A 23100-nucleotide genomic window follows, 5' to 3' on the forward strand; every position below is an offset into this window, starting at 1 on the left:
CCGGCGACAAGATGGAGTTGGGGATCGAAGGACTGGGCGTGCAACGGCAGGATGTTGTTCAGGGCTAACCCTGGCACCAAATCACTTACCAATGGACCCCAGATCGCGTCAGCAGTCTGGGGTTTTATTTTAATGGCTGCATCAACCGAATGTCAGGTCAGCTTGGGTGCGCAAAATACCCATTCGCTAAGGCCTTGGAAATCTCGCCTCCAGTTTGTACTTTGGATACAAAATGCACTGCCCGAGATGAACACAATGCCAAGCACCCGCGCGATCCCACGGCAAAGCCTGCCAGATGTCATTACCAATGACTTGCGCGAGCGAATCCTTAGCGGCGAGATGGCCGAGGGTGAGACCATCCGCCAAGAAGCGCTGGCCGAGGACTATGATGTCTCGCGTATGCCGATCCGCGAGGCGCTCAAGCGGTTGGATGCCGAAGGGCTGGTACAATTGACCAACAATCGCGGCGCTGCCGTGACCACGCACTCGCTGGACGAAATCGCCGAGATATTCGACCTACGCGTGTTGCTCGAAGTTGACCTGTTCCGCCGCGCGATCCCACTTATGACCGAAGCCGATTTCGCCATATGCGAAAGGTTGCTGGATGAGATGGAGAAATCCTACGAAGCCTACGATGTCGGGCGCTGGGGCGGTCTGAACTATGAGTATCATAAGGCGCTTTATGCAGCGGCAGGGCGCGGGCTTACCAATGACATTCTGCAACGGGTCAATGTGCAATCGGATCGCTATGTCCGTATGCATCTAAGCGTCATGGAACAGCGCGAACCCGCCAAGCGTGATCATGGCGAGTTGCTGGCCCTTGCCCGCGCGCGCGATGTGGAAGCTGGGTGCGATCTGCTAACCCGGCACATCCAACGCACCAAAGACCAGTTGCTGGCCATGGTCACGGCAACGCGAAACCCCGAAGACTAGTGTCAGTCCAGCGGATGCAGACAGGCCACGCGATGGGCTTCGCCCGACAGCTCGGGCGGGGCTGCGCGGCATTCATCTGTTGCGAGCCAACATCTTTGCGCAAAAGCGCAGCCTTTGGGGATGTTCATGGGTGAGGGCAACTCGCCCTCCAGCTTGATCCGTTCCTTGCGCGCCTCAGGGTCCGCGCGCGGCGTGGTCGATAACAGCGCCTTAGAATAGGGATGACGGGGGGCGGCGAACAGTTGGCCTTTCGTGGCGTGCTCGACCGCGCGGCCCAGATACATAACGATCACATCATCGGCGAAGTGTTTAACTACCGACAGGTCATGCGAGATGAACAGATAGGCAAGGTTCAGGCGCTCTTGCAATTCGACCAGAAGGTTCAGGATTTGCGACTGGATCGACACGTCCAAGGCCGAGACCGGCTCGTCCAGCACCAGCACTTTGGGGTTCAGCATCAGCGCGCGTGCAATTGCGATCCGCTGACGTTGACCGCCCGAGAACATGTGCGGATAGCGGTCATAGTGTTCCGACCGCAGCCCGACCAGATCAATCATCTCGCGCGCCCGTGCTTCGCGGTCGGCGGCAGACATGTCAGGGCGGTTGATGATCAGCGGCTCCTGCAGAATTTGCCCAATCCGATGGCGTGGGTTCAATGAGCCATAGGGGTCTTGAAACACGATCTGCACCGTATCGCGCATCTGCGCCCATTTCGACGGGGTGATATCGACCCCGTCAATGGACAACGTGCCCGAGGTCGGCTCTTCGATCATTGTGACGACGCGCGCTAGCGTGGACTTACCGCAGCCCGACTCGCCGACAATCGCCAGTGTCTTGCCCGGTTGCATCGCGAAATCGACGCCGGACAAGGCCTTGACCGTGGCCGATTTAGACAACAGCCCGCCCTTGACCTCATAGTGTCGCGCCAGCGCGTTTGCCTGAACGATAGGAGCTGTCATGCCATTTCTCCGGCTGCAATTCTTTCGACATGGTGACACCGCGCCTTGCCGAACAAATCGCTATGCGGTGTGGGCGGGATGGCCTGACAGGTGACATCGGCGAACTGACAGCGTGGGCTGAACAGACAGCCTTTGGGGCGGTCGAACTGCCCCGGCACCACACCCGGAATCGTCGGCAACATTTTAGAGGTCGCCCGTTCCGGCAGCGCGCTGAGCAGCGCCGAGGTATAGGGGTGGCGCGGGGTGCGGAACAGGTCTTTGACCGGTTGTTCCTCGACCTTCTGACCGGCATATTGTACCTGCACCCGTTCGGCGGTTTCGGCCACAACGCCCATATCGTGGGTGATCAAAACCAGACCCATCCCCTGTTCATCGCGCAGCCGCACCAGCAGATCGAGAATTTGCGCCTGAATGGTGACGTCCAGCGCTGTTGTCGGCTCATCAGCGATCAGCAGCTTGGGGTTGCAGGCAATCGCCATGGCGATCATGACCCGCTGGTTCATCCCCCCTGACATCTGGTGCGGAAAAGTGTTCAACCGGCTTTCCGGCGCGGGAATGCCGACCTGATCAAACAACTCGATCGCACGTTGGTGGCGGTCTTTGCGGTTCAGGCCCAGATGGATGCGCAGCGCTTCTTTGATCTGGAAGCCCACGGTGAAACAGGGGTTCAGCGACGACATCGGCTCCTGAAAGATCATGGCGATGTCCTTGCCGATGATCTTACGCCGGTCGCGGGCCGAAATTTTGGTCAGGTCTATGCCCTCGAAACTCAGCTGGTCGGCAGTGATCGTAGCGGTCCACGGCAACAGGCCCATCAACGCCAGCATCGACACGGATTTGCCCGAGCCGCTTTCGCCGACGATGGCCATCAGTTCGCCCCTATCGACGGTCAAGTCCACCCCGTCCACGGCGCGGAATTTGCCCGAGGCGGTGGCGAATTCGACAGTGAGGTTTCGGATATCCAACAAACTCATATCGTCAGCTCCGCTTCAGTTTCGGGTCCAGTGCGTCGCGCAGGCCGTCGCCCATCAGGTTGATCGCCAGCACCGTGACCAGAATGGCAAGGCCGGGGAAGGTGACGACCCACCAAGCGCGCAGAATGAACTCACGCGCCTCGGCCAGCATGGTGCCCCATTCCGGCGTGGGTGGCTGCGCGCCCATCCCCAGAAATCCAAGCGCGGCGGCGTCCAGAATGGCGGTCGAGAAGGACAGCGCCGCCTGCACGATGATCGGGGCCAGACAGTTGGGCAGCACAGTCTTGAACATCAGCCGCGCCTTGCCCGCGCCCGCCACACGGGCCGAGGTCACATAGTCTTTCTGTCGCTCAGACAGAACCGAGGCTCGGGTCAGGCGCACGTAATGCGGCTGAAAAACGATGGCGATAGCGATCATCGCATTGGTCAGCGACGGCCCAAGAATAGCCACCAGCACCAGCGCCAACAGCAGCGAGGGGAAGGACAGGATGATATCCATCACCCGCATGATCAGCGTATCGACCCATTTCGGCGCAAAGCCGGACAAAAGCCCGATGATCACGCCGCCCGTCACGGCCACACAGACAACAACGATGCCCACAAAGAAGGAATAGCGTGATCCCATGATCAGCCGCGACAGCATATCCCGCCCCAACGGATCGGTGCCCAGCGGAAAGGCCCAGCTGCCGCCCTCTTGCCACGCGGGGGGTTGCAGGATGTGGTCGCGGAACTGCTCAGTCGGGTCGTAGGGCGCCAGCAAAGGCGCAAAGGCCGCGCAGATTACGAAGGCCATGAACACATACAACCCGATCACCGCGCCGCGGTTTTCGCTGAAATAGAACCAGAATTCGCGCAGGGCGCTTGGGCGGTCCTCGGTCTTGGGGGTGGTTGCGGAAAGCTCGGCCATCACCGCCTCCGGATTTTGGGGTTGATGATGCCGTAAAGGACATCGACCAGCAGGTTCACCAGCATCACGATCACAGCGATCATCAGCAGCCCGCCCTGCACCACCGGGTAGTCGCGGCGGAAAATACTGTCGACCATCCACTTGCCGATTCCCGGCCAGCTAAAGATTGTCTCGGTCAGGATCGCACCGGCCAGCAGCGTGCCGACCGACAGGCCGATCACTGTTATCACCGGGATCAGAGCGTTGCGCAGCGCATGCAGCCCGTTGATCCGCGTGGGTGAAAGGCCCTTGGCGCGGGCGGTGCGAATGTAATCCTCGCCCAAAACTTCCAACATGGCCGAGCGAGTCTGGCGCGCGATCACCGCCAGCGGGATGGTGCCCAGTACGATGGTCGGCAGGATCAAGTGACGCACGGCTGACGTAAACGCCCCCTCCTGCCCTGACAGCAGGCTGTCGATCAGCATGAACCCGGTCACGCTGGGGAAGTAATACAGCAGGTCGATCCGCCCCGATACCGGCGTCCAACCCAGATTGCCCGAGAACACGATGATCAGCAGCAGGGCCCACCAGAAGATCGGCATCGAATAGCCAACCAAAGCCGAGGACATCAACGCGCGGTCAAAGAACCTGCCTCGGTTCACGGCTGCAATCACACCCGCAGGTAAGCCCAGAGCCACCGCAAAGATCATTGCGCAGATCGACAGTTCCAGCGTGGCGGGAAACAGGGCAAAGAACTCATCCCAGACCGGTTTCTTAGTGACAAAGCTTTCGCCTAAGTCGCCATGCATAACGCCGACCAGATAGTCCCAGTATTGCTGCAGCACCGGTTTGTCAAAGCCCAGCTTGACCACCATCTCTTGATAGCGTTCTTCAGTCATACCGCGTTCTCCGGCCATGACGATGATGGGATCGCCGGGCAGCACCCGGATGAACATGAAGGAAATCAGCGTCACGCCCAGAAATGTCGGAACGAACATTCCAAGGCGCGAAAGGAAGTAGCCAAACATCAGCGACCTATGATTGTGAGATCTTTGGGAAAGCGGGTCAGTGACCGGCAGCCATCCTGCGTCACCAGAACATCATCTTCGATCCGAACACCAAAATTTCCAAGGTCATAAAGCCCCGGCTCATTGGTCCAGACCATGCCCGGCAGGATGGCCTGATGGTTTCCACGCATGATATAGGGCGCTTCATGTACGTCGCGGCCCAGCCCGTGCCCGGTCTTGGTACGGATACGGTCAGCATAGGGCGATGCCTCAAGTACTCGGGTGACAGCATCGTCGATGTCATGCGCCGTCATGCCTGGGCGACAGGCGTTGAACCCTTCGAGGTTGGCACGCAGGACGGTGTCGTAGACATCCCTGCCCTCGTCCGAAACCTCGGCCACAAAGAACGTACGGGTGATATCAGCGGCAAAGCCGTGTTTGCGCGCGCCAAAATCGAACAACAACGCGTCGCCGGGTTTGATCTGATAATCCGCTCGCGCCTTGCCATGCGGTTGGGCCGAATTGTCACCAGCCGCCACAATTGGTGCGAACGCCAACGAGGCCGCACCCTCGGCGAACAGTGCCTGAATCAGCGCCTGTTCGATCTGTTTTTCCGTCTGTCCGACGCGCACATCGGCTATCACACGCTCCAGCGCGCGTTCCGAGATATCAATGGCAGCTTGCAGTGCCGCGATATCGTCATCGGTCTTTATGATCCGCAAGCCCGAGATTTCGCGTTCGGCATCCACAATGCGCAGATCAGGTAGCGCGTTGGTGAAAGCCTTCGACACAAAGACCCGCATCACCTGCCCTTCGACAGCCAGCGATGTCAGCGGCATATGCGCAGCCAAAGCAGCAAAAGCGCTGTCATAGCCCGTCTGGTCCAGCCAATCGAAAACGACGCCGTCAAAGCCGACCAAAGCCCAGGTGCCAAGTTCAAGATTGGGGACAATCGCGGCAGGGGCGCCCTGGGCCGGGATCACGACCACAAAGGGTCGCTCGTGGCTCATGAAGGGTTTCCCCAAAGCGCGGGTGAAATTGGGACCGGGCACGAGGGCCACGGCATCGACTGACATGTCCTTTGCCAGTTGACGGTACTCGGACAAATCCGGCATGAGGGCCGACCTCCAAAAAAGAAAACCGGAGCCGCCACGCGGGCGGCTCCGATCCGTGAGTGATGATTTATTCGACGCTGACGCCGTAGAAGATGTGGCCGCCCAGCGGGTGGACCTTGTAGCCCTGCACTTCGTTGCGCATCGGCATGTAAACGACCGAGTGTGCGATGGTGGCCCATGGGGCTTGCTCTTTGAAGATGACCTGCGCCTCTTCATACAGCTTGGTGCGCTCGGCCTGATCGGTGGTCTGCTTGGCCTTCAGGATCAGATCTTCGAAAGGCTCGTGGCACCATTGTGCACGGTTCGAGGCTTCGCGGCCGTCACAGCCCAGCAGCACGGCCAGGAAGTTATCTGGATCGCCATTGTCACCGGTCCAACCCAGCAGAACAGCACCGTCGCGGTTCAGTTCTTTAGAGCGTGACAGGTACTCGCCCCATTCATAGGAGACGATCTCGACATCCACACCGACCTTGGCGAAATCTGCCTGGATCAGCTCGGCCATGCGGCGGGCGTTCGGGTTATAGGGGCGTTGAACCGGCATCGCCCAGACTTTCATCGACAGATCGCTGACGCCTTCAGCTTCCAGCATCGCCTTGGCCGCTTCGGGATCATAGGCATCGTCGGTGATGGCCTCGTTATAACCCCACATGGTCGGCGGGATAGGGTTCTTGGCCGCTTGCCCCGAGCCCTGGAAGACCACATCGATGATCGCCTGCTTGTCGATCGCCATGTTCAGCGCCTTACGGACCTTCGGGTTGTCGAACGGCTCCATCGTGGTGTTGTAAGCCAGATAACCCACGTTCAGGCCTTCTTGCTCCATCATGTTGATGTCAGCGTCATCCTGCATCGCCTGAATGTCGGCGGGGTTCGGATAAGGCATGATGTGGCATTCACCCGCCTTCAGCTTTTGATAACGGACCGACGCATCAGGCGTAATCGCAAAGATCAGATTGCTCACATCCGCCGGTGCTTTCCAGTAATCAGCGTTCTGCGCATAGCGGATCACGGCGTCTTTCTGATAGGCCACGAATGAGAACGGGCCGGTGCCGATAGGCGCGGTGTTCAGCTTTTCAGGTGTGCCCGCTTCCATCATCGCATCGGCATATTCAGCCGACAGGATCGAGGCAAAGTCCATTGCCATGTTTGCGACAAAAGGCGCCTCGGGTTTGGACAGCGTGAATTTCACCGTGTAGTCGTCGATCTTTTCTATGGACTCGACCAGATCGGGCATACCCATGCCCTGGAAATATTCCCACGTACCGCCAGACACCTGATTATATGGGTGGCCTTCATCCTTCTGGCGCATGAACGAGAAAATCACGTCATCGGCGTTGAAGTCGCGGCTTGGGGTGAATTCGTCATTCGAGTGGAATTTGACGCCCTGACGCAGCTTGAACGTATATTCCAGACCGTCATCGCTGGCCTCGACGCTTTCGGCCAAGCCTGGGATCACATTGGTGGTGCCGGTCTCAAATTCCAGCAAGCGGTTGTAGATCGGGTGCGAGGACGCATCAAAGGTGGTGCCAGCGGTGAACAGCGCCGGGTCAAAACCTTCGGGCGAGCCTTCCGAGCAATAGACCAACGTATTTGCCTGTGCCGCGGCGCTGGACAACGCAATCGCTGCGGTTGCGGCCAAAAACTTAAGTTTCATGAGTTTCTCCCAGTAAATATTGCTTGGTTTTCGCTTAGCGCTTTTTTGTCAGAACACTCTTTGGCAACGCTTGCCGTCGCGAAATCACTGCCCAATGTATCCAAAATACAAAATCCATTGTCAACAAAGTTAACGAGTCCGCGAGCGCGTGCATACGCAAAGACAGCCATCCGGCGTGGGACGGCCCGGTTATGTTCCTAGCTTTGAGGGGAATCAGTCGCGCCGACTTTGATACAGCGCAAGTTTTCGGATTTCCGCGATCACATCTGGAATGTTGGGGCCACACCGACCGGAGGCTGTTCCAGAACGAACGCCCCGATCCGATCCAAAAGCGGCCGTCTTGGACAACCCGGACGGGTCGCCGCGCCTAGATCGCGCAGGTTGCCCGGCGCGTCAAAGGGGATAAAGCACAAAGGCCAGCGGTCGCGTTTGAATTGCTCGGCTGCCAAGGCCGACACGATTGTGCAATCATCGGAATGACAAATATGCCGACAGATCGTCTCGAACCGCAGGGCGGTCAGATCGAACCGTTTGCTGGCGCGATTTACCGGGTCGATCTTGGGCAGCCTGTTTTCCAGCTCATAGCCGAAACTATGCGGCAGGCGGATGAAATCGTGACGCGGCACGTCTTCGGGGGCAATTGATGGAAGGGTGCAAAGCGGATGCCCCTCGCGCACCGCAAGAAACAACGGCTCGGACCAGATCGAGGTGAACTCCAGCGTCTCGGTGTTGTTGACCTTGGCGACCAGTGCAAGATCCAATGTGTGATCTTCTACCATGCGCAACATGTTATGCGGCAGATCCTCGATCATCGTCACGCGCATGTTCGGGAACAGGGCGCTGAACAGGTCCGAGAAATACTGCGTCAGATAAGGGGCCAGCGTCGGCGTCATCCCTATAGTGTAGGGAACCGCCTCGGGGTCGCGGAACTGAGTCGCCGTATCGCGGATCTTTTGCGCATCGTTCAGAACACGTTCGGCAATGCGCAGAACTTGTAGACCACAGGCTGTCGGACGCACTTCGTTATTGAGGCGCAGAAACAGTTCAGCTCCCAACTCTTGCTCAAGTTTCTTGACCTGATTGGACAATGCGGGTTGCGAGACATTGCAGGCCGCGGCGGCCTGACTGAACTGGCCATGTTTGGCGATGGCCAAGACATATTCCAAATCTCTGAAATTCATTTTCGCAAACTATAAAAACCGAGTCGCACCCCTGCGGGCCGACCAATTCTTACCCCAATGCTACCCCTCGTGTATGAAAACACGATCACGTCTGGTCACATAAGTGTCAACTGTCGCAACCGAATAGTTTACCGAAGTGATCTGATTTCGGCTAAGTCATTGTTTTTACACCAAGCGACGCTCAAAATCTTCACGAATAACGTGAGTATTTGCGTTGGTTATACCCCCAATTCGAAGGATGAATTTTAGCTGACCGGCACGGCTGGCTACCCCTTTGATACGCGGAACGCCCATCGCAGCGAGCGATCTGCAAAACGAAACAATTTTTGACGGAGTATCCAATGCTGTCCCAACTTCTAAGCAGCCTTCGCGCACGTCTCTTGACGACGTCCACGCTGGCGCAAGAGACCTCTCGTGATGGTCAGACTCTAATTAACAACTTCGCGCAAAGCACCGTGGTTGATGACACCCCGGCTTTTGTACTGGCAAACGACTTTTCGCGTCTGCTGAACTTTGGTGAAATCATCACCAACAACGCAGTTGCCGCTGTTCAAGCCCAAGGCCAGGACGTCGACATCTTCAACTTCGCCACCGGCCGTATCGAAGCCAACAACGGCCCTGACGCGCTGGCAACCGGTGTTCAGGTCACAGGCAGCGCCTCGATCCGCAACTTTGGCGAGATCGTGGGCGAATTCAACGGCGTGCAATTTGCTGGCGCCGAAAGCTCGGGCAGCCTCGACAACTTTACAGGCGGCGTGATCAGCTCGGACAGCCGGGCTGTGGACATTCAGGGCCAGGGAATCGACGTTCGCAACTTTGGTGACATCATCGGCACCGGCGATCAGCGCAACGGCACCATCTACACCAACTCGACCGCCGAGGACGTCTCGATCTCGAACTTCACCGGTGGCACCATTGACGCGGGCGACGGCAACCGGGGCGCAGGCGTTTCGCTGCAAGTGGGTGACGAGGTCGGCGATCGTGTCGAAACCGACATCTTCAACGGCTTTGGCGCAACCATCCAGGGTCGCGGTCAGGCGGCATCGAACACATCGCTGGCCGGTGACGGCATCCGTGTCGACAACGGCGCCGAGGGCACCATCCTGGAAACCGAAATCGTCAACAGCGGCCTGATTACGTCGGAAAGCACCCAGGGCACTGCCGGTGGTATCCGCATCGCCGACGGCGCCAACACCGAAGGCGAAATCCTGAACACCTCGACCGGGGTGATCGAAGGTGCCGCGAACGGTCTGTATATCGGCCAGGGTGAACATGATCTTGACGTTCTGAACTTTGGCACCATCCAATCCGACAGCCGCGCCGTAAACATCGACGGCACAGGCGTTAACTTGATCAACGGTGGCGACATTCTGGGCACCGACGATCAGCGCAACGGCACTGTCTATGCCGATGGCACCGCCGATGATTTCTCGGTCAACAACCTTGCAACCGGGACCATCGACGCGGGCGAGCACAACGAAGGCTCGGGCTTTGGTGTTGAAATCGGTGACGCTCCAGACGGCGTGACCTCGTTCACGCTGGACAACGCCGGTACGATCCAGGGCCGCGGCAACGCCGCAGCGGGCACAAACGCAGCCGGTGACGGCGTGCGGATCGGCAATGTCGGCAACATCGGCACCACCGATGCGGTCATCAACAACACCGGCACCATCGACTCGGAAGGCGCAAACGGTACCGTTGCTGGCGTACGCTTCGTAAACGGCGTTTCGTTCCAGGGTGAGTTCAACAACTCGGGCGATATCTCGGGCGTGCAGAACGGTGTCTATTTCGGCAACCCGGTCAACGGTGAGGGCGCAGATCACACCGGTGGTGTGTTCAACAACCTGGAAGGCGGGACCATCTCGTCCGACAGCCGCGCGTTCAACATTGATGGCATCGGTCTGGAAGTGAACAACACCGGTGACATCCTTGGCACCGACAATCAGCGCAACGGAACAGTCTATGCCGATGGCACCGCGCAGGACTTTACCTTCAACAACCTCTCGACCGGTGTGGTCGATGCGGGCGAAGGCAATGAAGGTTCGGGCTTTGGCGCTGAGATTGCAGGCGAGAACAGCTTTGAGCTGAACAACGAAGGCACCATCCAGGGTCGCGGCAACGCGGCGGCAGGCACCAACGGCGCCGGAGACGGCATCCGTATTGGCAATGTCGGCAACACGGGCACGTTCTCGGGCACCATCACCAACTCGGGCACCGTTGCATCCGAAGGTGCAAACGGCACCGTCGGTGCGTTCCGTGCGGTGAACAACGTCAACTTCCAAGGTCAGCTGATCAACGAAGAAGGCGGTCTGTTCGAAGGCGGCCAGAACGGTGTGTACTTTGGCACCGGTGATCACACAGGCGGCTCGTTCGTCAACCGCGGCACTGTGACATCGGACAGCCGTGCGGTGAACATCGACGGGATCGGTCTGGATGTTGTCAACGAAGGCGAAATCCTTGGCACTGGCGATCAGCGCAACGGCACAGTCTATGCCGATGGCACTGCTGACAACTACAGCTTCACCAACTCGGGTCTGGTCGATGCAGGCGAAGGCAATAACGGTTCCGCCGTTTCGCTGCAAACCGGCGACGAGTCGGGGGACATCGTGTCCGCAGCAGTCATCAACGAAGGTACGCTGCAAGGTCGTGGAGATGCGCTGGAAGGCAACCAGGTCGGTGACGGTCTGCGCCTGTTCACCAGCCAGGACGACGCCTCTTTCGCGGGTGTTGTGGTCAACGAAGGCCTGATCGCCGGTTCCGAGGACTCGGACGCCGCAGCAGGTATCCGCGTTGATGGCGGCCTGAACCTGGTTGGCGCGATCCTGAACGAAGGCGAAATCCGCGGCACGGTCAATGCGATCGACGCATCGGATGCAGGCTTCGTGACCATCGTCAACGACGACGAAGGCGTGATCAACGGCAACGTTCTGCTGAGCGACGGCGACGACATCTTTGTCGACCTGGGCACCACCAACGGTGATATCTCGGGCGGCGCAGGAGATGACGTTCTGATCGCAGGCGACGCAGACAACGTCATCACCGGCGGTCTTGGCAATGACTTCATCGACGGTGGCGAAGGCATCGACACAGCCGATTTCTCGGATCTGGATGTCGCGGTCGAAGTCAGCCTGGATGCAAACGGCAATGGCACTGCCACACGTGACACAGGCTTTAACGTCACCATCACCGACGCGGTTGTTGCAGCACCGGATCAGTTCGGATCGTCCATCACCAACGGCGCCGAGTTCGTGGAGCAGGCAGTCCAGGGCAACCTGTACTACAACATCCACACATCGGACTTCCCGGCTGGTGAAATTCGCGGGCAACTGCTGGTTGACAGCGACGTGACCGAGAATGGCATCCGTACTGTCACGCTGAGCGGTGGTCTGGACGCCTCGCAGGAGCCTGGTCCTACATCCGACAGCGAAGCGACCGGTCAGGCTACCCTCGTCGTCACTCAAAACTTGGAAACCGGTGAAGTCACCTATTCCAGCGAGTTGAGCGTGACGGGCCTGAACGAAGCTGATCTGTTGACGCCGATCCCGGGTGTTGTCTCGGCTGTGCACTTGCACAATGCACCTGCTGGTCAGAACGGCCCGGTCGTGCAGGACACGCTGGTAGATGCTGGTGCAACGCTGGATACCGAAGCCACTGGTGGCACAGGTGTCATCGGCGAGGACGTCATCGACAACCAGATCGAAGTGGACATCCTGCGCTCGATCGAGCGGGTTGTCGGCTCGGATGACAGCGACACGATCGACGTCTCCAGCTTTGACGGTGTAACCGTTGATCTGGACCTCAGCGGTCCTTCGCCGAACCCTGCTGGCAGCGGTGATGAAGGTCCGCAGGACGGTGCCATCATCCAGAATGGCCAGATCGTCGCCGAAGTTGATGACTTCGAAAACGTTGTAGGCTCGGACGGGGATGACCTGATCCTTGGCAACAACGAGTTCAACATCCTCGACGGTGGTGCCGGCAATGACGCGATCCATTCCTTCGGAGGTGCCGACGTGATCATCGGTGGCGAAGGGATCGACACCGCGCTGTTCACTGCAGGGCCGGGCGTTGTTCTGGATCTGGATGAAGAAGGCAACGGCGTTGCACAGGTCAATGCACCCGATGGAGCAATCCTGGATCAGGTGTTTGGGTTCGAAAACATCAACGGCTCGAACAACGCTGGCAGCCCGAATGGTGGCAACGACATCCTGTCGGGCAACTCGGGGTCCAACACCCTGAACGGTCAGGCCGGTGACGATGTGCTGAACGGTGAGGGTGGCGATGACATCCTGATCGGTGGCGCAGGCAACGACACCTTCGTCTTCGAAGGCAACTTCGGCAATGACGTCATTCAGGACTTCGAAGTCGGTCTGGACCAGCTCCAGTTCGGCGAATTCGGACCCGACTTCGACGGCAGTGTCAGCGTTGCACAAGATGGCGACGACGCGGTCATCACCTTCGGCAGTGAAGGGTCCGTCCGCCTCGCCGGTGTCAACAGCACCGACCTGAACGACGACGACTTTGTCGCGTAACTGACCAACTGCGGGGCGGCCTTGGGTCGCCCCGTTCTTCAAACCGGAAAGGGTCAAAGAAATGTTCAAGCAAGCCAATCCCGTCAAAATTGCCTGGGGGTCACTGCGCAGGGGTTTTGTTGCGGTCGCCTTCTTCAGCCTGTTTCTGAACCTGCTTATGCTGGCCGGGCCGCTTTACATGCTACAGGTCTATGACCGTGTTCTGACCAGCCAGAACGTCGACACACTGATCGCTCTGTCCGTTCTTCTGGTTGGTGTTTTCATTGTAATCGCCTGCCTTGACCTGATGCGGATGCGCATCCTGGGCCGTCTGGCCGCCCGGTTCGAGCTGACCGTGGGTGCCCCCGTCCTCAGCGCTGCGATGCGCCGCCGGGTGCAGGGCGAAAGCGACGCCGGCGAGCATCTGGTCGAGGATGTCAACGGCTTCCGCGAGTTCATCTCGGGCACGACCCTGATCGCCTTTTTCGACGCCCCTTGGATCCCGATCTATTTGATGGTGCTGTATGTTCTGCACCCACTGCTGGGCCTGCTGGGTCTGGTCGGCGCGCTGACCTTGACCATCATGGCATTGATCAACAACTCGCGCGCCCGCGGCCCGATGGAGCAAGCCTCGCAGGCGCGTGGACGTTCTGACGCGCTGTTCAACACCAGCGACAAGAACGCCGAACTTGTGCATGCGCTGGGAATGAAGTCAGACCTGATGCGCCGTTGGACTGCCTTGCAAGCCGATGCGCACCAGTACAAGACGCGCGCCTCGGACCGTGTGGCCAGCTTCTCGGTACTGTCCAAAACAATCCGTATGGGCCTGCAATCAGCCATACTGGGTCTGGGTGCCGCACTGGCCATCACCGGGGAATCCACCGCCGGTGTGATGATCGCTGCAACCATCGTTCTGGCCCGCGCTTTGTCGCCTATCGACCAGTTGATCGGCCAGTGGCGCACCTTCCTGGCCGCGCGCGGTTCCTATGCCAAGATCAAGAAACTGACCGAGGATTATGCGGAAGCGCCGACCAATCTGAACCTGCCACGCGCATTCAAATCTCTGGACGTCAAAATCGCGCAGGCTGGTCCGCCGCGTGCGATGAACGCCACGGTCCGCGGTATCGATTTCAGCCTGCAACCGGGTGACGTGCTGGCTGTGATCGGACATAGCGGATCAGGGAAGACCACGCTGGGCAAGATGCTGGCCGGGATCTGGTTCCCGCAGCGCGGCGAGGTTCTGCTGGATGGAAGCCCGTTATCGAAATGGAACAACGAAGACCTCGGCAAACAGATCGGCTATCTGCCGCAGGATGTCGAGCTGTTCGACGGAACGATCCGCGAAAACATCGGCCGCTTCTCGATCGCCATCGACGACGCCGAAGTTCTGCGTGCCGCCCGCGAGGCCGGTGTGCACGAGCTGATAAGCTCGCTGCCCGACGGCTATGAAACGCGCATCGGCAAAGGCTTTTTCCTGTCGGGTGGTCAACGCCAGCGTCTGGCCCTGGCCCGCGCGCTCTATGGTGATCCGTTCGTTCTGGTTCTGGACGAACCGAACTCGGACTTGGATGCCGAAGGCGAACAGGCTCTGCGTGACGCTATTCTGGCCGCGCAAGCCCGCCGAGCGATCTCGATCGTGATGACGCACCGTCCGGCCACCCTGCAAGCGGCCAACAAGGTCATGGTGCTGCGCGACGGTAACCAGACCCAATTCGGCGACAAAGACGACGTGCTGAAGGTTAACCGGCGCAACGTTCTTGATACCCCCAATCAACCCGGCGCTGCGACCCCGTCGCCACGCCCTGCAAATGAAATTCAGATCAGCGGAGCAGCCCAATGACAAACTTGGTTCCCCACTCCCAATCCTACGGTGCAGTTGCCTTTCACGAGGCGCAGCTGAAGGAAATCAACGACACCACATCAAATATCGGACGCTATATCCTGTTCGGCGTCTTCACCCTGATGGCCTTTGTCGGCGGCAGCGCCTATTGGGCCCTGGCCTCGAAACTGGACGGCGCAGTAGTTGCCCCTGCCTCGTTCGTGGTCGAAGGCGACCGCAAAACGGTCGAGCATCTGGATGGCGGCATCATTCACGCAATCCTCGTCACGGATGGCGAGTTTGTGCAGGCCGGGCAACCCCTCGTGCGGCTCGACAGCACCGAGATCGACGTCGATCTTAGCGTGCAGGGCAGCCAGTTGGGCGAGCTTTCAGTACGCCGCGCCCGTCTGATGGCACAGATGAGCGGCCAAGGTCACTTCGACGAAGCTGCCGCATTTGCGGGTTTTCAGGAAGGCATGGAGCGCCTGCATTGGGTCTCGCCCTATCTGACGCAGAAACAACTCTTCGATGCCGAGGCCCGCGCCCGCAACACCGAAGCCCAAATCAACGCGCAGCGCGTGTCGGGTCTGCGTGCCCAGATCGCGGGTTTGAAAGAGCAACGCCAAAGCACTCAAAACCAGATCGATATCACCAAAGGTGAGCTGACCAACCTGGAATCTTTGTTGGCCAAAGGTCTGGTTGCCATCACTCGCGTCAGCGCCCGCCGGATCGAGTTGGAGCGTCTTAATGGTGTCGATGCCTCGCTGCGCGCGCAAATCGCGCAAGCCGAAAACCAGGTGCAGGAACTGGAATTGTCGCTGATCAGCCAGCAGAAACTGCGTGATGAGGTCATCGCCGGAGAACTGGCCGTAGTCGAAGCCCAGCTTGATCTGGTCCGTCCGCAATTTGCAGGAACGCTGGCCCGTCTGAACCGCACGCAGGTTCTGGCCCCGACCAGCGGCCGTGTGGTGAACCTGGCGGTATCAACGACCGGTGGTGTGATCCGACCCGGTGAGCCGATCATGGACATCGTGCCCGCCGATCAGGCCCTGATCGTCGAAGCTCACGTCAAGACCGGTGACATCGACAAGCTGCATATCGGGCAAACCACGCGTATCCGCCTGTCCGCTTTCGCGCAGGCCGATGTCCCCGAAGCCAATGGTCAGATCTTCGACATTTCAGCCGACGCGCTGGAAGACGACCGCACAGGCGAGGCTTACTACAAAGCCCGCGTCAAATTGGACGCCGATCAGCCGCAGGCGATCGCGGCACTGGATCTGGTGCCGGGAATGCCCGCCGATCTGTTTGTGAATACCGGCGAACGGGCAGTCTTTACCTACCTGTCGCAACCTATCAGCGACCGGTTGGCCAAAACGTTTATCGAGTGACCTGGGTACCCCCGCGCCTATTTTTTAGGCGCGGGTTGTTCTTTTGGCGCATTTATCACCGCTATACATTTACTTCGCTGGGGCATGGTTTTCTAATTTCACGATATGAAACTCTGCACGACCCCTCCCCGGCCATGACGCGCGCGCCTGATTTATTGGTTTTTTCCGATCTCGACGGGACGCTGCTGGATCATCACGACTATAGCTGGGCAGCCGCCAAACCCGGGCTTCAGCGCCTGTCTTATCTGAAGGCCGGTCTGGTCTTAGCCAGCAGCAAAACCGCGGCTGAAATTCTGCCTCTGCAACAGGAACTCGGGCTTGTCGGGATGCCCGCCATCGTTGAAAACGGCTCGGGCGTTCTATGGCCGGACCAGCCCAATAGCGGCGAAACCTGTTATGCCAAGCTGCGCGCAAGTCTCGCAGAACTGCCCAAGGGATTTGAAGGCTTCGGGGATATGTCCGATAGCGAGATCGCCAATTTGACGGGCCTCGACCCCCAGCAGGCGTCGCTTGCCCGACAGCGTCGGTTTAGCGAGCCGGGCCTGTGGACTGGCTCCACTTCAGGCCTTGAAGCATTCCTTGCTGCCGCGCAGGAACACGGATTGCACGCGCGTCAGGGTGGGCGATTTCTGACCTTGTCGTTTGGCTCGACCAAAGCGGACGCGATGCGCGAGGTTATCAGCCACTTTACCCCTCGTCTGACGATCGCTTTGGGGGATGCTCCGAATGACCGTGAGATGCTGGAGCTGGCCGATCACGGCGTGGTCGTGCACAACCCCCACAGCGCTGGGATATCGCACTTTCCGTCCGATACCGAAGCCCACATTCTCAGAACAAAACAGGCAGGTCCACAAGGGTGGTCGGACGCGATTTTGGCGCTGACCCGGGATCTTTGACAAAACGAGGCGCACGACATGGCCGATTTTCACCAGAACGGAAACATTACCACTCTGCACAACCTGCGCAGCCGACCCGCCGGCCAGTTGGCCCATGAAATCTCGGTCTTTGCCGAGACGCGCAAGATCACTCTGATCCTGCCCTGCCTCTATTCAGAGTTGGCAGGTCCCGCATTGACCGGGATTTTGCACGAACTGGCGCAAGTGCCCTACCTGCACCGCGTCATTATTGGGTTGGATCAAGCGGATGAGACGCAATATCGCCACGCGCGGGCGTTCTTTGCCGATCTGCCGCAAAACCATGCCGTCATCTGGAATGACAGCCCCCGCCTGACTGCGTTGCAGGCGCATCTGCAAGAACTGGGACTGGCGCCGCAAGAGCCGGGCAAGGGCAAGAATGTTTGGTCCTGCATAGGGTATCTGCTGGCTTGCGCCGACAGTTCCGTGATGGCGATCCATGATTGCGATATCGTGACCTATGACCGGCAAATGCTGGATCGTCTGGTCTATCCGGTGGTGAACCCAACCTTTCCGTTCCAGATGGCCAAGGGGTTCTACCCCCGCATTGGCAATGGCAAGCTGAACGGCCGCGTCACGCGCCTGTTGGTCAGCCCGCTGCTAATCGCGCTGAAAAAGGTCATTGGCGACCGGGATTACCTCGATTACCTGCGCAGTTTTCGCTATCCGCTGTCGGGAGAGTTCGCGATCCGCACGCCCACCCTGCCCGACCTGCGCATTCCATCCGATTGGGGGCTAGAGATCGGCGTATTGTCTGAAGCGTGGCGTAATCTGGCCCCGAAATCCGTCTGTCAGGTCGAGATTGCCGACAATTACGACCACAAACATCAAGACCTTTCGCCCGAGGACGCAAATCGCGGCCTGTCGCGTATGTCCACCGATATCTGCAAGGCGATCTTCCGCAAACTGGCCGCCGATGGCACCGTGTTTACGCCCAATACGTTCCGCACGCTCAAGGCGACCTACTATCGCTCGGCGCTGGATCTGCTCGAGGGTTACTATACCGATGCCAAGATGAACGGGCTGGAACTGGACCGCCACAAGGAAGAGAAGTCCATCGAGCTGTTCGCCGAAAACATCATTCGCGCCGGGCAGGTGTTTCTGGACAACCCGCATGAGACGCCGTTCATCCCTACATGGAACCGAGTGCATTCGGCCGACCCCGAGTTTCTGCTGGGTCTCAAGGCCGCCGTATCCGACGATCTGGACGAATTCAGCCCGCGTTCGTGATCCAGCGGCACTGATACGGAGCCAGAACAATATCCGGGCCGTTGGTGGCTAGGATTTCGCCGGTCAATGCGTCGGTCCAGACCTCTTCGGCGATCATATTGATCTCGGCGGGGCTGACATGGACCAATTCAGCCGAGACATTGTGCAGCGCAAAGATCGACTGGCTGCGATCCAGACTCTGCCGCCAGATGCCAAAGACGCGATCATCCAGCCGCAGGGTAAACTGCGTGGCGTTGGGGTGAAAGGCCGGTTGCTGCGACCGCAGGTGCAGACGTTTGGACAGCTCTGACAATACCAGCGCCTGATTTGACCCCGGATCGGCCAGACGTGCCAACAAATCGGGATAGTGCCAGCGATGCCGGTTGATCGCCCGGTTCATGCAGCGTCGTTCGACCGCCTCGTGATCATTGGGCGTGGCCAGCAGAGAATGGATGTAGAAGGCCGGTATCCCTTCCAAAGACATCACGATGGTCTGCGAACAGATAAACCGTGCCAGATGATATTGATCGGACCCGTGGAACGTCTCGGACATAGCGTCGAAGTAACCGCAGTTGAGCTCATAGGGTTCCTCGCGCCCGTCGGGCAGCGCGCGCATCGAAACCAATCCGCCGATCCGGCGCACCGAGTCGATCATTCGGTCCTTTTCCTCGGGGGGCAAAACGCCCTCGGCGGGGCGCATCCCGATGCCGTCATGGCTGGCGGTGAAGTTTAGATAGGCGCAGCCCAGCTGCGCGGGTGGCATCGCGGCCTGCCATTCACGCAGATATTGCGCCGTACCTGATTGCATCGCATGCAGGATCAAAGGCGGCAGAGGGAAGTTATAAACCGCGTGCGCCTCGTTCCGGTTGCCGAAATAGCTGAGGTTTTCAGTCCGCGGCACGTTGGTTTCCGTAAGCAGAACCAGCGTTTCGGTGGCATAGTCGCACAACAGCCGCAACAATTGCACGATAGCGTGCGTTTGCGGCAGGTGGATGCAATTCGTTCTGATCTCTTTCCACACGAACGCCACCGCATCCAGGCGCAGAATACGCACGCCCTTGTCGATGTGCAGGCGGATGATCCGCAGCATCTCGATCAGAACCTCGGGGTTCGAGAAATCCAGATCGACCTGATCGTGGCTGAAAGTGCACCAAACGTATTTCTCGCCCTCGCTGGTATCGACTTGCCGCAACAACGGCGTGGTGCGAGGACGGACAACCGCAGACAGATCATCCTCGGGTGAAGCTTCGAAAAAGAACCGGTTATGTGGCGGTTTACCCTGCAGATAATTTGTGAACCACATACCCTGACTTGAGACATGGTTCAGCACAAGATCGGACATCAGGTGGAAATCACTGGCAATCCGAGTGATGTCCGGCCAACCTCCCAGCTGCGTACTGACGCTGTAATAATCCGATACGGCGAACCCATCATCGGAGGTGAATGGAAAGAACGGCAGGATATGAACGCCGTTGACCACCCCGTTCAGGTGACGGATCAGAAAATCATGCAGCAGATCAAGCGGCTTGTGCACTTGATCTTCGATCGAATTGCCGTAGGTGATCAGAACGCTGTCTTTCTCGGACCAAAGACCATTGCCCGGCTTGCGTCCTTGTTTGCGACGATGTGTGCCGGTTGGCCAGAACGCCTCGGACACGCGCTTCGCAATGTCCGGCACGTCCTTGTCAGGGTAGATCTGCGCGACAAGCTCAGCCAGCCGGCGCGAGAAACTGGAATTCACACTGGTCAAAAGTTCCGGGCCTTAGGTTTCATACACCCGATGGTTCGCTATTATTCCGGCGCAGTCAAACCCAGCCTTGAGGCGACGCGCAGAGCCACGTCCCAATGCCTAAAGTTTAACCAAATCCCGACCTATCGAACCCCGTAATTTGCCATGAACATGTCGACCGCCTGCAAGGCGACCGCATCTATTTCGTCCTGCGAAAACTGGTTCTGAATTCCAAAAACGGCCCGCGCCCAGATCCGCACCTTACACAACTCCGAGAACTGCTCGGCCGCGAGTTGCACATCCTCAATCGCCAATTCGCCATTTTTGACTGCCAGTTGCAGATACTCCGCAATGTGGCCGGTACCGCGTTTCGGCCCGGCCTCAAAAAACGCGCGGCCCAGTTCCGGGAACCTGTCGCGCTCGGCCACGCAAATACGGAAAACCTGTTGCGCAAAATCAGATACAAGAAATGCGGTCAACTGTTTGGCCGTGATCAACAGAACGTCGCGCACCGGCAGCGTATCGTCCACCATCGACACGACGTGTTCGGCCATGAGGGTACATTCTGTCTGCGCAACTTCCATGAATAACAGACGTTTATCAGGGAAATAGCTGTAAAGCGTCGCCTTTGACACCCCGGCCGCGCGCGCGATGTCGTCAACACTTGCGCCTTCGAACCCATCCGCCATGAACACCTCGCGCGCACCGCGCAATACCTGATCGAACTTGCGTCCGGTGCGCAAAATGGCGGCTGGTTCTGACATGCTCACTCCGTTGATGAAGAGGTTAAAGTTTATAAACCGTTTAGTTCAGACACAACGATTCGCACAAAATGATGCCGCCGAAACCCTACAAAACCTGTAATTTTGTCTAGACGTATCCAACGTGGTCTTTGATCCCCATGACCATACATACGCGGCCTTGTCGTTCTGCCAAACCGTGCTAACACTTCGGCCATGGTCGATATCTTTTTGCGCACCCTGCCTTTTTTCGCGATCATCGGCCTGGGATACTGGGCCGGTCGCACCCGCTTTTTTACCGAAGAGGCGACGGCCTATCTGACAAAATTCGTGTTCTATTTCGCCCTGTCGGCGATGCTGTTTCGGTTTGCCGCCACTCTGCCTTTCGCCGAGATTTTCAACGCGCGCCTTGTCATCGGCTATCTTATAGGCACGGTGGCCGTCTACGGACTGGCCACTTGCGTCGCTTGGCTGCGCGGGCTCGACATTCCAACCGCCGCGGTCGAGGCACAGTGCGCGGCTATCGGCAACGTGGGGTTTCTGGGCCTTCCGATGCTCGCGCTTCTGTTCACCGAGGCCGCGATCGGCCCCGTCATGCTGGTGCTGACCGTTGATCTGGTGGTGTTCTCGTCGCTGATCGTGATCCTGATCAATGCAGGTCGCGACGGGCGGTTGGCCCCGGCCACGTTCAAACTAATCGGACTGGGTCTGGTAAAAAACCCGATGATCGTGTCCATCTCGGCCGGAATGCTGTGGTCCGCCATGCAGTTTCCTGTCCCAGCGCCATTGAATGACTTTCTGACCATTCTTGGCGGTGCAGCCACACCCGGCGCGCTTTTCGCCATCGGGGCGTCGCTGGCCTCCAAATCCGCAGAACGGGTTCAGGTCGCCGGGTGGTTGAGTTTTTGCAAACTGGTGGTTCATCCCGCCTGTGTGGCGGTGGCCTTGCTGTGGATCATGCCAATTGCCGCCTTTCCGGCCTCGGTGGCCATTGCCGCCGCTGCGCTGCCGGTCGCCGGAAATGTCTATATGCTGGCCGCGCATTATAACGTCGCCCCTCATCGGGCATCGGCGGCTATCCTTCTGTCGACCGCCGCAAGTATCCTGACCGTTCCGCTGGTCATCGCGTGGGTCAGCACGCCCTGACCATCACCTTTCCGAAAAATGCGCGCACCCAGTGTCCACCGCACTTTACGTGCGGCTTTTGGGCGGTTAGCCATGGCGCAACCCCAATGTAAGGACACAAGCCAGATGGAAACCGTTTCGGAAAACACCTGCTTCGGAGGCGTACAGGGCGTCTACCGCCATGCCTCGACCGCTTGCCAATGCGACATGACCTTTGGCCTGTTTCTGCCTGCCGAGGCCAAGGACGGCCCAGTTCCAGTCCTGTGGTATCTTTCGGGCCTGACCTGCACCCATGAAAACGCGATGACCAAAGCGGGCGCGCAGGCGTGGGCGGCAGAACAAGGGATTGCGGTTGTGTTTCCCGACACCTCTCCGCGTGGTGAGGGCGTGGCCGATCACGAGGACTACGATCTGGGCCAAGGTGCGGGCTTTTACGTGAACGCGACCCAAACCCCTTGGGCCCCACATTTCAACATGTGGGATTACGTGGCCGAGGAACTACCCGCCCTGCTGGCTGAAAACTTTGCCATCGACATGGAGCGTCAGGCCATCTCCGGCCATTCGATGGGCGGTCATGGCGCGCTGACGCTGGCAATGAACCTGCCGGGGCGCTATCGCTCAGTCTCGGCTTTTGCGCCGATCTCGAACCCGACGGGGGCCGATTGGGGTCGCAAGCAGTTGAGCGCCTATCTGGGTGATGATGAGGCCGCATGGACCAAACATGACGCCTCGCTGATGATGAAGGAAAAAGGCTTTGACGGCCCCATCCTGATCGACACCGGGGCCAGCGATCAATTCATGGACCTGCTGCGCCCTGAGGCGTTGGCGCAGGCGATTGCAGAGCGTCGCCAACAGGCAACCTATCGCTTGCAGCCGGGCTATGACCATTCGTATTTCTTTGTGTCGACCTTCATGGAAGATCATATCACCTTCCACGCCGAGGCGCTGTACGGAGACTAACG

17 protein-coding genes are annotated in these 23100 nt (G+C 58.7%); 8 read left to right on the top strand and 9 right to left on the bottom strand.

What is annotated here, in order from left to right:
• Positions 1–255 precede the first annotated feature (255 nt).
• Positions 256–933 (top strand): GntR family transcriptional regulator, encoded by a 678-nt coding sequence (locus tag GOV79_RS11055; RefSeq protein WP_170773079.1) that lies wholly within the window; start codon positions 256–258, stop codon positions 931–933.
• Between the two features lie 2 nt (positions 934–935).
• Here the strand turns inward: GOV79_RS11055 and GOV79_RS11060 are convergent, their stop codons facing one another.
• The 7 genes from GOV79_RS11060 to GOV79_RS11090 form a co-directional block, all read right to left on the bottom strand.
• Complete coding sequence (locus GOV79_RS11060) at positions 936–1892, bottom strand: ABC transporter ATP-binding protein (protein WP_170789825.1); 957 nt, start codon at positions 1890–1892, stop codon at positions 936–938.
• Complete coding sequence (locus GOV79_RS11065; RefSeq protein WP_170789826.1) at positions 1889–2866, bottom strand: ABC transporter ATP-binding protein; 978 nt, start codon at positions 2864–2866, stop codon at positions 1889–1891. Before GOV79_RS11065 ends, GOV79_RS11060 begins: the two co-directional genes overlap by 4 nt.
• A 4-nt stretch (positions 2867–2870) precedes the next feature.
• A complete protein-coding gene (locus GOV79_RS11070) occupies positions 2871–3773 on the bottom strand; it encodes an ABC transporter permease subunit (RefSeq protein WP_170785567.1) in 903 nt (300 codons plus the stop codon).
• Complete coding sequence (locus tag GOV79_RS11075; protein ID WP_170789827.1) at positions 3773–4780, bottom strand: ABC transporter permease subunit; 1008 nt, start codon at positions 4778–4780, stop codon at positions 3773–3775. Before GOV79_RS11075 ends, GOV79_RS11070 begins: the two co-directional genes overlap by 1 nt.
• Positions 4780–5874, bottom strand: a complete 1095-nt coding sequence (locus GOV79_RS11080; RefSeq protein WP_170789828.1) for a M24 family metallopeptidase — start codon at positions 5872–5874, stop codon at positions 4780–4782. The genes GOV79_RS11075 and GOV79_RS11080 overlap by 1 nt, the downstream gene beginning before the upstream one ends.
• 67 nt (positions 5875–5941) lie before the next feature.
• Complete coding sequence (locus tag GOV79_RS11085) at positions 5942–7525, bottom strand: ABC transporter substrate-binding protein (protein ID WP_170789829.1); 1584 nt, start codon at positions 7523–7525, stop codon at positions 5942–5944.
• Between the two features lie 260 nt (positions 7526–7785).
• A complete protein-coding gene (locus GOV79_RS11090; RefSeq protein ID WP_170789830.1) occupies positions 7786–8706 on the bottom strand; it encodes a LysR family transcriptional regulator in 921 nt (306 codons plus the stop codon).
• A 341-nt stretch (positions 8707–9047) separates the two neighbouring features.
• Between GOV79_RS11090 and GOV79_RS11095 the strand changes: the two genes are divergently transcribed.
• From GOV79_RS11095 to GOV79_RS11115, 5 genes are all read left to right on the top strand, one after another.
• A complete protein-coding gene (locus tag GOV79_RS11095) occupies positions 9048–13235 on the top strand; it encodes a beta strand repeat-containing protein (protein WP_170789831.1) in 4188 nt (1395 codons plus the stop codon).
• 61 nt (positions 13236–13296) lie between these two features.
• Positions 13297–15054: a type I secretion system permease/ATPase gene (locus tag GOV79_RS11100; protein WP_170789832.1), complete on the top strand. Its 1758-nt coding sequence runs from the start codon at positions 13297–13299 to the stop codon at positions 15052–15054.
• The gene (locus GOV79_RS11105) at positions 15051–16421 is read left to right on the top strand and encodes an HlyD family type I secretion periplasmic adaptor subunit (protein WP_170789833.1); all 1371 of its coding nucleotides are present in this window, start codon (positions 15051–15053) and stop codon (positions 16419–16421) included. The genes GOV79_RS11100 and GOV79_RS11105 overlap by 4 nt, the downstream gene beginning before the upstream one ends.
• A gap of 134 nt (positions 16422–16555) precedes the next feature.
• The gene (locus GOV79_RS11110; protein WP_170789834.1) at positions 16556–17317 is read left to right on the top strand and encodes an HAD-IIB family hydrolase; all 762 of its coding nucleotides are present in this window, start codon (positions 16556–16558) and stop codon (positions 17315–17317) included.
• A gap of 18 nt (positions 17318–17335) precedes the next feature.
• Positions 17336–18565, top strand: coding sequence for a glycosyltransferase family protein (locus tag GOV79_RS11115; protein ID WP_170789835.1), 1230 nt, complete (start codon positions 17336–17338; stop codon positions 18563–18565).
• Here GOV79_RS11115 and GOV79_RS11120 read toward each other — a convergent pair.
• Both GOV79_RS11120 and GOV79_RS11125 read right to left on the bottom strand, forming a co-directional pair.
• Positions 18549–20285: a sugar phosphorylase gene (locus tag GOV79_RS11120; protein WP_170790041.1), complete on the bottom strand. Its 1737-nt coding sequence runs from the start codon at positions 20283–20285 to the stop codon at positions 18549–18551. The two genes, GOV79_RS11115 and GOV79_RS11120, sit on opposite strands and share 17 nt — an antisense overlap.
• Before the next feature lie 131 nt (positions 20286–20416).
• Entirely contained in the window at positions 20417–21037 is a 621-nt protein-coding gene (locus GOV79_RS11125; RefSeq protein ID WP_170773104.1) for a TetR/AcrR family transcriptional regulator, read from the bottom strand.
• Between the two features lie 192 nt (positions 21038–21229).
• Here GOV79_RS11125 and GOV79_RS11130 point away from each other — a divergent pair, with 192 nt between their 5' ends.
• On the top strand, positions 21230–22159 hold the full coding sequence (locus tag GOV79_RS11130) for an AEC family transporter (protein ID WP_170789836.1): 930 nt from the start codon (positions 21230–21232) through the stop codon (positions 22157–22159).
• Between the two features lie 105 nt (positions 22160–22264).
• Positions 22265–23098, top strand: coding sequence for an S-formylglutathione hydrolase (gene fghA, locus GOV79_RS11135; protein WP_170789837.1), 834 nt, complete (start codon positions 22265–22267; stop codon positions 23096–23098).
• Positions 23099–23100: the final 2 nt, after the last annotated feature.

This window comes from Ruegeria lacuscaerulensis (assembly GCF_013034745.1).
GTDB classification, from domain to species: domain Bacteria; phylum Pseudomonadota; class Alphaproteobacteria; order Rhodobacterales; family Rhodobacteraceae; genus Ruegeria; species Ruegeria lacuscaerulensis_B.